The organism is Brevundimonas sp. DC300-4 (assembly GCF_049897365.1).
Taxonomy (GTDB): domain Bacteria; phylum Pseudomonadota; class Alphaproteobacteria; order Caulobacterales; family Caulobacteraceae; genus Brevundimonas.
In genome coordinates this window covers 1-12,744 of record NZ_JAFCWC010000005.1, presented here as the reverse complement: position 1 = coordinate 12,744, position 12,744 = coordinate 1, and the positions used below count along the sequence as shown (strand labels likewise).

At 67.3% G+C, this 12,744-nt stretch carries 14 protein-coding genes; 5 read left to right on the top strand and 9 right to left on the bottom strand.

Annotated features, from left to right (window positions below):
- Positions 1-32: 32 nt before the first annotated feature.
- Positions 33-419, bottom strand: a complete 387-nt coding sequence (locus ACP7AZ_RS09880) for a hypothetical protein (protein ID WP_426038489.1) — start codon at positions 417-419, stop codon at positions 33-35.
- 298 nt (positions 420-717) lie between these two features.
- Complete coding sequence (gene rph, locus ACP7AZ_RS09875; protein WP_426038488.1) at positions 718-1,452, bottom strand: ribonuclease PH; 735 nt, start codon at positions 1,450-1,452, stop codon at positions 718-720.
- A gap of 134 nt (positions 1,453-1,586) precedes the next feature.
- Here rph and hrcA point away from each other — a divergent pair, with 134 nt between their 5' ends.
- Both hrcA and grpE read left to right on the top strand, forming a co-directional pair.
- A complete protein-coding gene (gene hrcA, locus ACP7AZ_RS09870) occupies positions 1,587-2,651 on the top strand; it encodes a heat-inducible transcriptional repressor HrcA (protein WP_426038722.1) in 1,065 nt (354 codons plus the stop codon).
- On the top strand, positions 2,648-3,277 hold the full coding sequence (gene grpE, locus ACP7AZ_RS09865; protein ID WP_426038487.1) for a nucleotide exchange factor GrpE: 630 nt from the start codon (positions 2,648-2,650) through the stop codon (positions 3,275-3,277). The genes hrcA and grpE overlap by 4 nt, the downstream gene beginning before the upstream one ends.
- Positions 3,278-3,410: 133 nt before the next feature.
- On the opposite strand, the gene ACP7AZ_RS09860 is transcribed toward grpE, so the two are convergent.
- The 3 genes from ACP7AZ_RS09860 to ACP7AZ_RS09850 form a co-directional block, all read right to left on the bottom strand.
- Complete coding sequence (locus tag ACP7AZ_RS09860) at positions 3,411-4,310, bottom strand: dienelactone hydrolase family protein (protein ID WP_426038486.1); 900 nt, start codon at positions 4,308-4,310, stop codon at positions 3,411-3,413.
- Between the two features lie 76 nt (positions 4,311-4,386).
- Entirely contained in the window at positions 4,387-4,992 is a 606-nt protein-coding gene (locus ACP7AZ_RS09855; RefSeq protein WP_426038485.1) for an alpha-ketoglutarate-dependent dioxygenase AlkB family protein, read from the bottom strand.
- A 9-nt stretch (positions 4,993-5,001) separates the two neighbouring features.
- Positions 5,002-5,418 (bottom strand): hypothetical protein, encoded by a 417-nt coding sequence (locus ACP7AZ_RS09850; RefSeq protein WP_426038484.1) that lies wholly within the window; start codon positions 5,416-5,418, stop codon positions 5,002-5,004.
- Between the two features lie 316 nt (positions 5,419-5,734).
- Here ACP7AZ_RS09850 and dnaK point away from each other — a divergent pair, with 316 nt between their 5' ends.
- From dnaK to dapB, 3 genes are all read left to right on the top strand, one after another.
- Entirely contained in the window at positions 5,735-7,636 is a 1,902-nt protein-coding gene (gene dnaK, locus ACP7AZ_RS09845) for a molecular chaperone DnaK (RefSeq protein ID WP_426038483.1), read from the top strand.
- Positions 7,637-7,798: 162 nt separating this feature from the next.
- Positions 7,799-8,992, top strand: coding sequence for a molecular chaperone DnaJ (gene dnaJ, locus ACP7AZ_RS09840; RefSeq protein ID WP_426038482.1), 1,194 nt, complete (start codon positions 7,799-7,801; stop codon positions 8,990-8,992).
- Between the two features lie 22 nt (positions 8,993-9,014).
- Positions 9,015-9,764, top strand: a complete 750-nt coding sequence (dapB, locus tag ACP7AZ_RS09835; RefSeq protein WP_426038481.1) for a 4-hydroxy-tetrahydrodipicolinate reductase — start codon at positions 9,015-9,017, stop codon at positions 9,762-9,764.
- A gap of 68 nt (positions 9,765-9,832) precedes the next feature.
- Here dapB and trmB read toward each other — a convergent pair whose 3' ends face one another.
- The 4 genes from trmB to ACP7AZ_RS09815 all read right to left on the bottom strand — a co-directional run.
- Positions 9,833-10,534, bottom strand: a complete 702-nt coding sequence (gene trmB / locus ACP7AZ_RS09830; protein ID WP_426038480.1) for a tRNA (guanosine(46)-N7)-methyltransferase TrmB — start codon at positions 10,532-10,534, stop codon at positions 9,833-9,835.
- Between the two features lie 46 nt (positions 10,535-10,580).
- A complete protein-coding gene (locus ACP7AZ_RS09825; protein WP_426038479.1) occupies positions 10,581-10,946 on the bottom strand; it encodes a hypothetical protein in 366 nt (121 codons plus the stop codon).
- 99 nt (positions 10,947-11,045) lie between these two features.
- Complete coding sequence (metK, locus tag ACP7AZ_RS09820) at positions 11,046-12,245, bottom strand: methionine adenosyltransferase (protein ID WP_426038478.1); 1,200 nt, start codon at positions 12,243-12,245, stop codon at positions 11,046-11,048.
- Positions 12,246-12,344: 99 nt separating this feature from the next.
- A partial coding sequence (locus ACP7AZ_RS09815) for a carbonic anhydrase family protein (protein ID WP_426038477.1) occupies positions 12,345-12,744 on the bottom strand: 400 nt, incomplete at its 5' end.

Below are 12,744 nucleotides of genomic sequence, written 5' to 3'. Positions count from 1 at the left end.
CGCTGGCAACGGCGGGGCCTTTTTCTATGGGGTCAGGCCGAGCACTCGGCGGGCCGGGCCTCGCCCGGACCGTATTGGCCGCAGGAGCGGTCGATCTCGTCCTGGATCAGGGTGCAGGCGTTGGCGGGATTGCATGGCGGGTGGCTGGCCGGGCTGACCATGGTGCAGCGCTCCGCCAGCCTGACAGCGGCGGCCTCGCCGATGCTGTCCGCGCAGGTCCGATCGGCGGCGCCCAACAGCTCGCCCTCGGGCGACGAGGCTTCTTCCTGGGGCGGAGCGTCGTCTGGCATGACCGGCGTCTGTTCGACGGTGGCTTCCGCGGTCGCGGTCTCTTCTGCGGCCGGAGCCGTCTCGGGCGAGCCGCAGGCGGCGAGCGACAGGCCGAACGCAAGGGCAAGGGCGGCGGGCACACGAACCATGGCGGCGTCTCCGGGCGATCTGGAAGGCGCGACGATGACGCTGTTCTCCGTTGCTGGAAAGCCCGTTCTCGTCCGCGAAAAACACCCTGACGAAACGGACCTAACGGACGAAACCTTTGGTCTTTCTCAACAGAATCAGAAGGTTGCTGTTTCGAGCCTTGTCACTCCCCGGAGGGTTCTCCGACAGGGCGGACGAAACGGCGCTGGATTGTCAAAGACCCCCCCCCCCCCAGATATGGGATACGACCGCGCATCCGCAAGGCGTGGACAAGAATAAATTCACACCCGGGGTGGAAGCTCAGCGCTGGCGGGCGAGCGCCTCGTCCACCGCGGCCTTCTGCAGCTTGAACAGGTCGTTGCAGCCCGCCTCGGCCAGTTCGAAAAGACGGTCGAATTCGGGGCGTGAGAAGCCGCGCTTCTCGCCGGTCGCCTGGATCTCGACGATGGTTCCCGAGCCGGTCAGGACGAAGTTGCCGTCGGCTTCGGCGTTGGAATCCTCCTCGTAGTCGAGGTCGGCCACGGGCGTATCAGCGAAGATGCCGCAGGAAATGGCCGCGACCTGATCGAGAATCGGATCGGCCTTCAGCACGCCTTCGGCCCGCAGGTAGCCCAGCGCCGAGGCCATCGCGACCCAGGCACCGGTGATCGAGGCGGTGCGGGTGCCGCCGTCGGCCTGGATGACGTCGCAGTCGATCAGCACCTGACGCTCGCCCAGCGCCTTGAGGTCGACGACGGCGCGCAGGGAGCGGCCGATCAGCCGCTGGATTTCCTGCGTGCGGCCCGACTGCTTGCCGGCGGCGGCCTCACGCTTGCCGCGCGTGTGGGTGGCGCGAGGCAGCATGCCGTATTCGGCGGTGACCCAGCCCTGACCAGTGTTGCGCATCCAGCCGGGCACTTTTTCCTCGATCGAGGCGGTGACCAGGACCTTGGTATGGCCGAACGAGACCAGGCAGGAGCCCTCGGCGTAACGGTTTACGCCGGTCTCCAGCGTCACGGCGCGGAGCTGGTCTGGGGTGCGTTCGGAGGGTCGCATGACGGGTATCCTGAAGGTCGGTATTGCATTGGCGTATCGAGCGGCGGTGCTTATCCTGAAAGGGTGAGCCTGTATCCCCCCAACCTCCCCGTGCGATCGGGTCGCCGCCCGTGAGGCCGCCGCTCAGCCCCCTGATGACGCCCCACTACGCCGGCTTGGCCGCGCTGGACCAGCGGGCGCGGGATATCTTCAGGAGCGTGGTGGAGACCTATCTCGAGACCGGGGAGCCGGTGGGGTCGCGAACTGTGTCGAAAGGCGGGGTGCATCTGTCGCCCGCCTCGATCCGCAACACGATGCAGGATCTCACTCTGGCGGGGTTGCTGGCGGCGCCGCACACCTCGGCGGGGCGAATCCCGACCCATGCCGGCCTGCGCCTGTTCGTGGACGGCCTGCTGGAGATCGGCGACGTCGGGACCGAGGAGCGACGCGAAATCGACGCCCGTCTGCTCGGGCGCGGCAAGGGCTTCGAGGAGGCGCTGAACGAGGCCACGGCCCTGCTGTCGGGTCTGGCGGGCGGGGCCGGCATCGTCGCCAGTCCGGTGCGGGACTCGGGCGTCAAACATGTGGAGTTCGTGGCCCTGGGCTCGGGTCAGGCGCTGGCGGTACTGGTTGCCGATGACGGGACGGTCGAGAACCGGCTTATGCCGCTGGCCGCCGGCGTGACGCCGTCGATCCTCCAAGAGGCCTCGAACTTCCTTTCGGCCCGCATGAAGGGCAGGCTCCTGTCCGAGGCGCGTCTGGAGATGGGGGCGGAACTGGCCGCCGCGCGCAGCGAACTGGACGCCACCGCCGCCCGTCTGGTCGAGGACGGGCTGGCGGCCTGGTCGGGCGGGGCGGATCGTCAGCGGTCGCTGATCGTGCGGGGGCGCGCCAACCTGTTGCAGGACGCTGGCGCCGCTGAGGATCTGGAAAAGGTCCGGGTCCTGTTCGACGATCTGGAGCAGAAGGAACAGCTGATCGGCCTGCTCGACGGGGTCGATGCGGCGCAGGGAGTGCGGATTTTTATCGGGGCGGAAACGCGACTGTTTTCGCTTTCGGGTTCCGCCGTCGTCGCGGCGCCCTATATGACGGGCCGACAACGGGTTCTGGGCGCCATCGGCGTGATCGGACCCGCAAGACTGAACTATGCCCGCATCATCCCGTTGGTGGACTACACCGCGCGGGTGCTGGGGCGCATCCTGGACGGACAAGACACGTGACCGATACCCAAGACCCGAACTACGATGCCGAGCTGGACGAAGCCCTGGCCAACGCCGAGGCAGGTCTGGACTCTGGCCCGGCGGACGATCTCGGCCCGCTGGACGCCATGATCGCCGAGCGCGACCAGTGGAAGGATCGCGCCATGCGGGCGGCGGCTGAGGCGGACAACGTCAAGCGCCGCACCGAGACCCAGATGAACGACGCCCGCGCCTTCGCGATCCAGCGCTTCGCGAAGGACCTGCTGGGCGTGGCCGACAATCTGGAGCGCGCCCTGATGGCTGCGCCCAAGGACGCCGACGCCGGCGAGGCCGGTCTGGTGACCGGTCTGGAGCTGACGCAGAAGTCCCTGTTGCAGGCCTTCGAGACCAACGGGCTGAAGCGCGTCGCCCCGGGGCCGGGCGAGGCTTTCGACCCGCACCTGCACCAGGCCATGATGGAACAGCCCTCGGCCGAGGTTCCGGGCGGCAGCATCCTCGTGACCATGCAGGCCGGCTACGAACTGTTCGGCCGCACCGTGCGTCCGGCCATGGTCGTGGTGGCGGCCAAGGGGTCGGGTCCGCAAGGCGGCAATCCCTATGGCGCAGCGCCCGGGGCCAACGGCGGGTCCTTCGACGGCAAGGCGTAGTCCCGATCCTCCCCCAATGGGGGAGGTGGCTCGAAGCGAAGCGTAGAGACGGAGGGGCCCCGGTTCAGATGCGGAGTCTGCGGCCGGCCCCCTCCACCGCTCCGCGGTCCCCCTCCCCCAACGGGGAGGAATTCTACTTAAGCTTCGCCTCGAACAAGGCCAGCAGTCGGGCCCAACCGTCGGCGGCCTCGGTCGCGCGATAGGAAGCCCGGTAGTCGGCGTGGAAGCCGTGGGGGGCGTCGGGGTAGAGTTTGATACCGCTCTCGGTGGCGCCCGCGGCCTCCAGCGCCGCCTGCATGGCGGCGACGGAATCGTTGGGGATGCCCTGGTCCTGGCCGCCGTAGTTGCCGATGACGACGCTCTTCAGGTCGTCGGCCAGATCGACCGGGAAGGGCTGGCCCGCGGCGACCTGTTCGGGCGTGGCGGTCGGCGAGGGGGCCAGACGGCCGTACCATGCGACGCCGGCGTCGATCGCGGCGAAGCGGGCGGCGGCCTGCCATACGACCTTGCCGCCCCAGCAGAAGCCGGTGATCCCGACCTTGTCGACATTGGCCCACAGCTGGCCCGAGGCCCATTCCAGGGTGGCGTTGATGTCGCCCATGACCTGTTCGTAGCCAGCGGCGCCGACGATGGCCTGGATGCGCTGCATGTCGGCGAGCGGGGCCGGATCCTCGACGCGGACGAAGAAGGCCGGGGCGATGGCGACGTAACCGGCCTTGGCCAGACGGCGGCAGACGTCCTGGATATAGGCGTGCAGGCCGAAGATTTCCGACACGACGATCACAACGGGGAAGGGGCCATCGCCTTCGGGGCGGGCGACATAGGCCGGCAGGTCGAAGTCGTCGGCGGAGGGATAGGAGACCATCGCCGTCGCCAGGCCCTCGGAATCGGTCGTGATCGGCTGGGCTTCCTGGGCCAGGGCGGCGACCGCATAGCCGGTGAACATGGCTCCCGCCGTCAGCCCGCCGAGGGATCGGCGCGAGAACCGGAAATCGTCGGCGTTCTGGCCTTCGGGGCGGATCAGGATGGTCATGGGCGCTTCCTCCGGGATTTTCCGTGGCGGACTGTGACGAGACCGCGCGGTTCCGTCGAGTCACCGCCCTGTGACCTTACGCCGCCCGGCGAAGGGTCAGGTTGATCCGCCCGCCGCCGGGCATCAGCCGCGACGAGCCGGCCACCAGTCGATCGATCCCATGGCGCGCCAGTCGAGCGGGGCCGGTCAGGGCGCAGACGTCGCCTGACGCCAGTTTCAACGACCGGGTCGGCCCCTTGCCCGCCGGGCCGATGCGGAAGACGGCGGTGTCGCCCAGCGACACCGACAGGACCGGGGCGCAGAGGTCGGCCTCGTCCCTGTCCTGATGCAGCCCCATGCGGGCGTCCTCACGGTAGAGATTGATAAGGCAGGCGTCGGGCGGCCCGGGCCAGCCGGTCAGCTCGGCCCACAGGTTCAGAAGGACGGGCGGGATCGGCGGCCAGGGCGCGCCGGTCTCGGGATGGGTCGGCTGGTAGCGGTAGCCCGCACGGTCCGAGACCCAGCCGAGCGCGCCAAGATTGCTCATCCTGACCGAGAACGGCTTCCCGCCCGGGGTCACCGGTCGATAGAGGGGCGCGATGGCCAGGGCTGTGTCGATTTCGGCCAGAAGGGAGGCCTGCGCGGCCTCCTGCAATCGGCCGGGCCAGTAGTGAAATCCGGGAAGGTCGGGGAAGGGCTCCATCGCCTTCGTCTAGCGCGTGAAATAATAGTCCGCGACCTGGCAGGCGTTGATGCCGCTGCGTTGCAGGCTCTGGCCGTTGTCGAACTCTGCGCGCAGCGAGTAGCGGCAGGCGCCGGAGCCGTCGTCGATGGTCACCACCACACTCTGGCCCGGCGACAGGGTGCCCGAACCCAGGAGGTCGTCGCCCCAGTCCCCGCCGCTGGAGGCGTAAAGATAGGTCATCGACCAGCCGGTCTGGTTATGGATGCGGACATCGCGATTGTAGGCGTCCTGCGATGGATGCGCCGGAGTGACCGCATGGACCGCCACGACCCGCTTTGACGCCGATTCCGCCATCGCCTGGGCCCCCGACAGGCCAAGCAGTGTCAGGCCCAGGATCAGGGCTGGTGTGAACCGGCGGGGCTTGCGAGGCGGGGAGCGCATCATCGGGACCTGCAACTGGCGGGCCCGTGACCCGCAACCAGGTCCAACAGTGCCCGAACGGGAGCCTGAACGCACCTGATGACCCCTGACTCCGCCTGAATCGGGCCTCGTCCTGAAACAAGGCCTTGCGGGGCATGACGACTTTCCCATATCCCGACCAGCCCGAGAGACCCCGCAATCCGTGGGGTTTCACGGAAAAACAGACAACCTGCCGCGCTCTCGCCCCCGAGAGGCGGCGCAACCAAAACGGGGGCGGTCACGCGCGGCGCTTTCTGACAAGGCCGCCGCATCGCCCGCCAGACGGAGAAAAGACAGGCTCATGGCCAAGATTATCGGTATCGACCTCGGCACCACCAATTCGTGCGTGGCCGTCATGGACGGCAAGAACCCCAAGGTGATCGAAAACGCCGAAGGCAACCGCACCACCCCGTCGGTGGTCGCGATCCAGGACGGCGGCGAGACCCTGGTCGGCCAGCCCGCCCGTCGTCAGGCTGTGACCAACCCCGCCAACACCTTCTTCGCCATCAAGCGCCTGATCGGCCGCAGTTTCGACGATCCCGTCGTGGCCAAGGACAAGGCCATGGTGCCCTATGAGATCGTCAAGGGTCCGACCGGCGACGCCTGGGTGCGCGCCAACGGAAAGGATTACTCGCCGCAGCAAATCTCGGCCTTCACCCTGATCAAGATGAAGGAGGCCGCCGAGGCCTATCTGGGCGAGAAAGTCACCCAGGCCGTCATCACCGTGCCCGCCTATTTCAACGACAGCCAGCGTCAGGCGACCAAGGACGCCGGCAAGATCGCCGGACTGGAAGTGCTGCGCATCATCAATGAGCCGACCGCGGCCGCTCTGGCCTATGGCCTGGACAAGAACGACGGCCAGAAGATCGCCGTCTATGACCTCGGCGGCGGCACCTTCGACGTCTCGATCCTGGAGATCGGCGACGGCGTCTTCGAGGTGAAGTCGACCAACGGCGACACGTTCCTGGGCGGCGAGGACTTCGACGTCCGTCTGGCCGACTATCTGGCCGACGAGTTCAAGAAGGAGCAGGGCGTCGACCTGCGCCAGGACAAGCTGGCCCTGCAGCGCCTGCGCGAAGAGGCCGAGAAGGCCAAGAAGGAACTGAGCTCGGTGACCCAGTACGAGGTCAACCTGCCGTTCATCACCATGAACGCGTCGGGCCCTCTGCACCTGAACATCAAGCTGTCGCGCGCCAAGCTGGAAGCCTTGGTCGACGACCTGATCCAGCGCACGATCGAACCCTGCGCCAAGGCGCTGAAGGACGCGGGCCTCAAGGCTTCCGACATCGACGAAGTCGTCCTGGTCGGCGGCATGACCCGCATGCCCAAGGTGCAGGAGGCCGTGAAGGCCTTCTTCGGCAAGGAGCCGCACAAGGGTGTGAACCCTGACGAGGTTGTCGCCCTGGGCGCCGCCGTTCAGGCCGGTGTTCTGCAAGGCGACGTCAAGGACGTGCTGCTGTTGGACGTGACCCCGCTGACCCTGGGCATCGAGACCCTGGGCGGCGTCTTCACCCCGCTGATTGAGCGCAATACGACCATCCCGACCAAGAAGAGCCAGGTGTTCTCCACCGCCGACGACAACCAGTCGGCCGTGACCATCCGGGTCTTCCAGGGCGAGCGTCCGATGGCCCAGGACAACAAGATGCTGGGCCAGTTCGACCTGATGGGGATTCCGCCTTCGCCGCGCGGCATGCCGCAGATCGAGGTCGCCTTCGACATCGACGCCAACGGCATCGTCAACGTCTCGGCCAAGGACAAGGCGACGAACAAGGAACAGTCGATCCGCATCCAGGCGAACGGCGGCCTGTCGGACGCCGACATCGACAAGATGGTCAAGGAAGCCGAGGCCAACGCCGCCACCGACAAGATCCGCAAGGACTTGGTCGAGGCCCAGAACGCCGCTGACAGCCTGATCAACTCGACCGAGAAGGCCATGGCCGAACACGGCGACAAGGTCGGCGCCGACGAAAAGGCGGCGATCGAGACTGGTCTGGCGGAACTGAAGACGGCTCGCGACGGCGCCGATTCGGAAGATATCCGGACCAAGACGAACACGCTCGTTCAGGCTTCGATGAAGCTGGGCGAGGCGATGTACGCCCAGAGCGCCGGTCAGTCCGGTGACGACGCGCCCGCCGACGACTGCGTGGTCGATGCGGAGTTCGAGGAAGTCTCGGGCGACGACGAAGAGAAGAAGAGCGCCTAAGCGTCGTGGTCCTCCCCTGCGATCCAGGGGAGGACCGTGGCTTTCATGAAACTTGCATCACCGCACCCGGCGCCCATGTCTTGCGTGGGCCGCCATTCCGCTTGCACGCTCGAAAAAGCGACGTGATCGGATTGTCAGGGGTTGGTTTGAGGACGTCTGCGCATGGCGCGTGATTATTACGAGGTGCTGTCGGTCGAGCGGACCATCGACGCCGCCGGCCTGAAGTCCGCCTATCGCAAGCTGGCGATGGAGCACCACCCGGACCGCAACGGCGGTTCCGAAGAGTCCATGGCCAGGTTCAAGGAAGTCTCCGAGGCCTATACGGTCCTGTCGGACGACCAGAAGCGCGCCGCCTATGACCGGTTCGGCCATGCGGGCGTGAACGGCGGAGGCGGCGGGGGTCAGCAGGGCTTCCACGACGTCAACGACATCTTTTCCCAGGTCTTCGGCGACGCGTTCGGCGACGTCTTCGGCGGTGGCGGGCGGCGCCAGTCGAACGGCCCGCGTCGCGGTTCGGACCTGCGCTACGACCTCGAGATCACCCTGGAGCAGGCCTATCAGGGCGCCGAGGTGGAAATCTCCGTGCCGACGACTGCGGCGTGCGAGACCTGCGAGGGTTCGGGCGCCAGGAACGGCGCCAAGCCGACGACCTGCTCTACCTGCCAGGGTGCGGGACGCGTGCGTCAGGCCAACGGTTTTTTCCAGGTCGAACGCACCTGCCCCTCCTGCGGCGGTCAGGGACAGCGGCTGTCGGCGGCCGACACCTGCGGGACCTGCCACGGCCACGGCCAGGTGCGGAAGACGCGCAAACTGTCGCTGAAGGTTCCGGCCGGCGTGGATGACGGCTCGCGCATCCGCCTGTCGGGCGAGGGTGATGCCGGAACGCGCGGCGGCCCGCGCGGCGACCTCTATGTCTTCCTGTCGGTGACACCGCACGATCTGTTCGAGCGCGACAACCTGGATCTGCTGTGCACCGTGCCGGTGTCGATGACGGTCGCGGCCCTGGGCGGCGAGATCGATGCCCCCTGCCTGGTATCCGAGGCCTGCGACGGCCAGTGCAAGGCTCCGGTCAGCGTTCCCGCCGGCGCCCAGACCGGCAAGACGGTCCGCATCCGCGGCAAGGGCATGCCCCATCTGAACGGCCGCCAGCGCGGCGACCTGGTGGTCGAGCTGTTCGTCGAGACACCGACCGACCTGACGCCCCGCCAGAAGGAGTTGATGCAGGAACTGGCCGCCTCGTTCGGCGACAGCCAGAATCCGCGAAACTCGTCCTTCGCCGGCAAGGCCAAGCGATTCTGGGCAGACATCCTCGGCTCGGAAGAAGACGCGAAGTCGGCGCGCGAGAACGCCCAGTGAATTTCGCCGGAGGGGCCTCGTCTTGAGCGAACTGTTTCACGTCGGGATTTCCGGCGCGCGCGGCCGGATGGGTCGGGCCGTGTCCCAGGCCCTGGACGCGCGCGAGGACGTCATGGTTTCGGTCCGTTTCGACTGGGGCGAGACGCCGGACCTGAGCCTTTGCGACGTGGTCATCGACTTCTCCACCGCCGAGGCCTCGGTCGCCCTGACACAGACCTGCGCCGAGCGCGGCGGTCCAGCCCTCGTCATCGGTTCGACCGGCTTCACTCCCGAGCAGGACGCGGCCATCCAGGCTGCGGCTGAAAAATTCGCCATCGTGCGCAGCGGCAACTTCTCGCTCGGCGTCAACATCCTGATCGGCCTGGTCGAGCATGCGGCCCTTCGGCTGGACGCCCGCGACTGGGACATCGAGGTCGCCGAGGCCCATCACAGGAAGAAGATCGACGCCCCGTCCGGTACCGCACTGATGCTGGGCGAGGCTGCCGCGCGCGGTCGCGGTCATGACCTGTCGGAGTTGCGCAGCGCGCCCTACGACGGCATCTCCGAGGAACGGAAGACCGGGACCATCGGCTTCTCCTCGATCCGCGCGGGCGGCCTCGTCGGGGAACACACGGTGCTGTTCGCCTCGGACGACGAGGTCCTGACCCTGAGCCACTCGGCCATCGACCGGTCCCTGTTCGCCAAGGGCGCGGTCGCCGCCGCCGCCTGGGTGCGGACGCGCGGGCCGGGACTCTACGACATGCAGGATGTGCTGGGCTTCAGGCAGGCATGATTTAGGGCGCTACCGCTCGCCGCGCGGCGGCTCGCTGCTTGAGCGCGGTCGGTGCGCGGTCGGGCGGGTCAGACCCGCTCGAATTCCAGGAACAGAGGGTCGGTGTCGCCGAGGCGTTTTTCCTCATAGCGGGTCACCACGTGATCCTCCGGCGCGACCTTCCAGTCTGCCGTCTCGTCGGCCAGCCAGACCAGGCCTGGCGTGGCCAGGAACCGCTCCAGCGCCCAGCCGGCGTAGTCCTTCCAGTCCGTGACGAAACGCAGGCGACCGCCGGGCTTGAGCTTGCGCCCGAGTTCGGCGGCGAAGGCCGGCTGGATCAGGCGGCGCTTGTTGTGCCGCGCCTTGTGCCAGGGGTCAGGGAACAGGATCATGATCCGGTCCAGCGATCCGTCCGGCAAGGCCTGGACCACGGCTCGCGCGTCATCGGCATGCAGGCGAATGTTCTTGAGGCCCCCTTCCTCGATATGCCGCAGCGCCGAGGCGACGCCGTTGAGGAAGGGCTCGCAGCCGATCATCAGGGCGGACGGGTTGCGCGCGGCCTGGGCGGCGAGGTGCTCGCCACCGCCAAACCCGATCTCAAGCCACACCTCTTTGGCACCTGGCATCAGAGCGGAAACGTCGATCGGTCCCGCCGCTGGATCCGGAAGCGTCACCGAGGGCATCAATGTATCGAACAGAGCCGCCTGGCGCGGCTTGATCGCCCGCGACTTGATCCGTCCGAAGGAACGGAGCGGGGCGTCAGGCGAGCGGGCGGAAGGATCGGTCGTCATCGCGCGCCTGTAGCCTGCGACGACGACCGTTGAAAGGCGCGGAGGCCTATTCGATGCCTTCGATGGTGCCGTCTTCATTGACCACGACGTATTCCAGCTCGCAGAAGTTCAGTTTCTGCTGCCAGGCGTCGCCGTCCTCGAAGACGATCTTGACGTAATATTCGCAGGCGTCTTCGGAATCGTAGAAGCGCATGTTGACGGTGTCGCCAGACGCCAGGATGCGGCTCGGCATCCAGTCCTGGCTGTAGGTGCCGTTCGGCTCGCCGGTCTGGAAGGTCAGGATGGTCCATGGCGTGCCGTTGACCAGGTCGAAGGTGTAGTAGTCGCCGTCCTGAACCGGAGCAGCCGAGGCCGGAGCGGCGCCGCAGAGCAGAGCGAGGGCGGCGAACGCGCCCATCATTATGGATTTCATAGTCATTCCCCCGACCAGGCGGACATCGCCGGGCCTTGCGCGACATGCGTGCAAGGCCCGGACCACGTCAACATCCCGAAAGGGATCGGTCAGATAGGATCAGGCCAGGGCCTTCAACTGGTCGACCAGGTCGGTCTTTTCCCAGCTGAAGCCACCGTCCGCGTCCGGCGTGCGGCCGAAGTGGCCGTAGGCGGAGGTGCGCGCGTAGATCGGCTTGTTCAGGCCCAGGTGCTCGCGGATCGCACGGGGCGTGGCGCCGCCGATCAGGCCCAGGATCTTGTCTTCCAGCACGGCCTCCGTGACCGAACCCTTGCCGGTGCCGTGCAGGTCCACGTGGATCGACTGGGGCTTGGCCACGCCGATGGCGTAGGAGATCTGGATCGTGCAGCGGTCGGCGAGGCCGGCGGCCACGACGTTCTTGGCCAGGTAGCGGCAGGCGTAGGCGGCCGACCGGTCGACCTTGGTCGGGTCCTTGCCGGAGAAGGCGCCGCCGCCGTGCGGCGCCGCGCCGCCGTAGGTGTCGACGATGATCTTGCGGCCGGTCACGCCCGCGTCGCCGTCCGGGCCGCCGATCTCGAAGATGCCGGTCGGATTGATGTGCCAGACGGTGTTCTCGTCGGCGAAGCCTTCGGGCAGCACTTCGAGGATGTAGGGCTTGACGATCTCGGCCACCTGTTCGGACGACAGGCCGGCGGCGTGTTGGGTCGACAGGACGATGGAGGTGGCGCGGACGGGCACACCGTCCACATACTGGATGGTGACCTGCGACTTGGCGTCGGGCTCCAGGCGGGTGTCGCCGCCATGGCGGACCTCGGCGAGGCGCTTCAGGATGTTGTGGCTGTACTGCAGGGTGGCCGGCATCAGCTCCGGCGTCTCGTTCGAGGCGTAGCCGAACATGATGCCCTGGTCGCCCGCGCCCTCATCCTTGTTGCCGGCGGCGTCGACGCCGACGGCGATGTCGGCCGACTGGCCATGCAGGCGGTTGATGAACTCGAACTTCTCCCAGTGGAAGCCAGCCTGCTCATAGCCGATGTCCTTGACTGCGGCGCGCACGGCGGCCTCGATCTCAGCCTCGACGCCCGGGGCCCAGTTTCCGTCCGTGTCCATAATGCCCTGGCCGCGGATCTCGCCGGCCAGCACCACCAGGTTCGTCGTCGTCAGGGTCTCGCACGCCACGCGGGCATAGGGATCCTTGGACAGGAACAGGTCCACGACGGTGTCCGAGATACGGTCGGCGACCTTGTCGGGGTGGCCCTCGGAAACGCTTTCCGAGGTGAAGAGGAAGGAAGAACGGGACAAAGGGGATCGCTCCGAGCAGCCCTGTGCGGGCGGGGTTGGCCGGAGACATATAAAGATATGCTTATATGATCAAGTGAGGACGGCTGGCGGTCGCGTCGCTCAGTGTCCGGAACGTAGCAGGAAGCGGCGGTGCAGCGGCTGGATCGGGCGGGTATTGCCAGGATGCAGTCGCTCGAAAGCATCGACCTGGTCTTGCGACACAGTGATGGGAGCGCACAGCACGACCCAGTCCACCGTCTCGCTGCACGGCGGGGTGGTGAGTGAGCCTTCATATCGGAAGAAGTCGCGGCCGGCGGGCAGCAAGCCGTTCGGGTCCAGCGCGGGTCCGGCCGTCGGGGCGCCCAGGCTGTCGATGACGGCCTGAAGCGGGGCGCTGGTGGCGCCCGTATCGCTGACCGACAGACAAAGCCCCCGGTCCCTATGCCGCCGGGCGGTGACCTGGACCCCGCCGGTTTCCGTGAACTTCACCGCATTGCTGATCAGGTTGGATATGACCTGG

Bases quoted from the DNA above. Each gene is read 5' to 3' on its own strand.
- ACP7AZ_RS09860 (WP_426038486.1), bottom strand. From the start codon at position 4,310: ATGACCATCCTGATCCGCCCCGAAGGCCAGAACGCCGACGATTTCCGG.
- ACP7AZ_RS09850 (WP_426038484.1), bottom strand. From the start codon at position 5,418: ATGATGCGCTCCCCGCCTCGCAAGCCCCGCCGGTTCACACCAGCCCTG.
- ACP7AZ_RS09880 (WP_426038489.1), bottom strand. From the start codon at position 419: ATGGTTCGTGTGCCCGCCGCCCTTGCCCTTGCGTTCGGCCTGTCGCTC.
- dnaJ (WP_426038482.1), top strand. From the start codon at position 7,799: ATGGCGCGTGATTATTACGAGGTGCTGTCGGTCGAGCGGACCATCGAC.
- ACP7AZ_RS09825 (WP_426038479.1), bottom strand. From the start codon at position 10,946: ATGAAATCCATAATGATGGGCGCGTTCGCCGCCCTCGCTCTGCTCTGC.
- hrcA (WP_426038722.1), top strand. From the start codon at position 1,587: ATGACGCCCCACTACGCCGGCTTGGCCGCGCTGGACCAGCGGGCGCGG.
- dnaK (WP_426038483.1), top strand. From the start codon at position 5,735: ATGGCCAAGATTATCGGTATCGACCTCGGCACCACCAATTCGTGCGTG.
- ACP7AZ_RS09855 (WP_426038485.1), bottom strand. From the start codon at position 4,992: ATGGAGCCCTTCCCCGACCTTCCCGGATTTCACTACTGGCCCGGCCGA.
- trmB (WP_426038480.1), bottom strand. From the start codon at position 10,534: ATGACGACCGATCCTTCCGCCCGCTCGCCTGACGCCCCGCTCCGTTCC.
- rph (WP_426038488.1), bottom strand. From the start codon at position 1,452: ATGCGACCCTCCGAACGCACCCCAGACCAGCTCCGCGCCGTGACGCTG.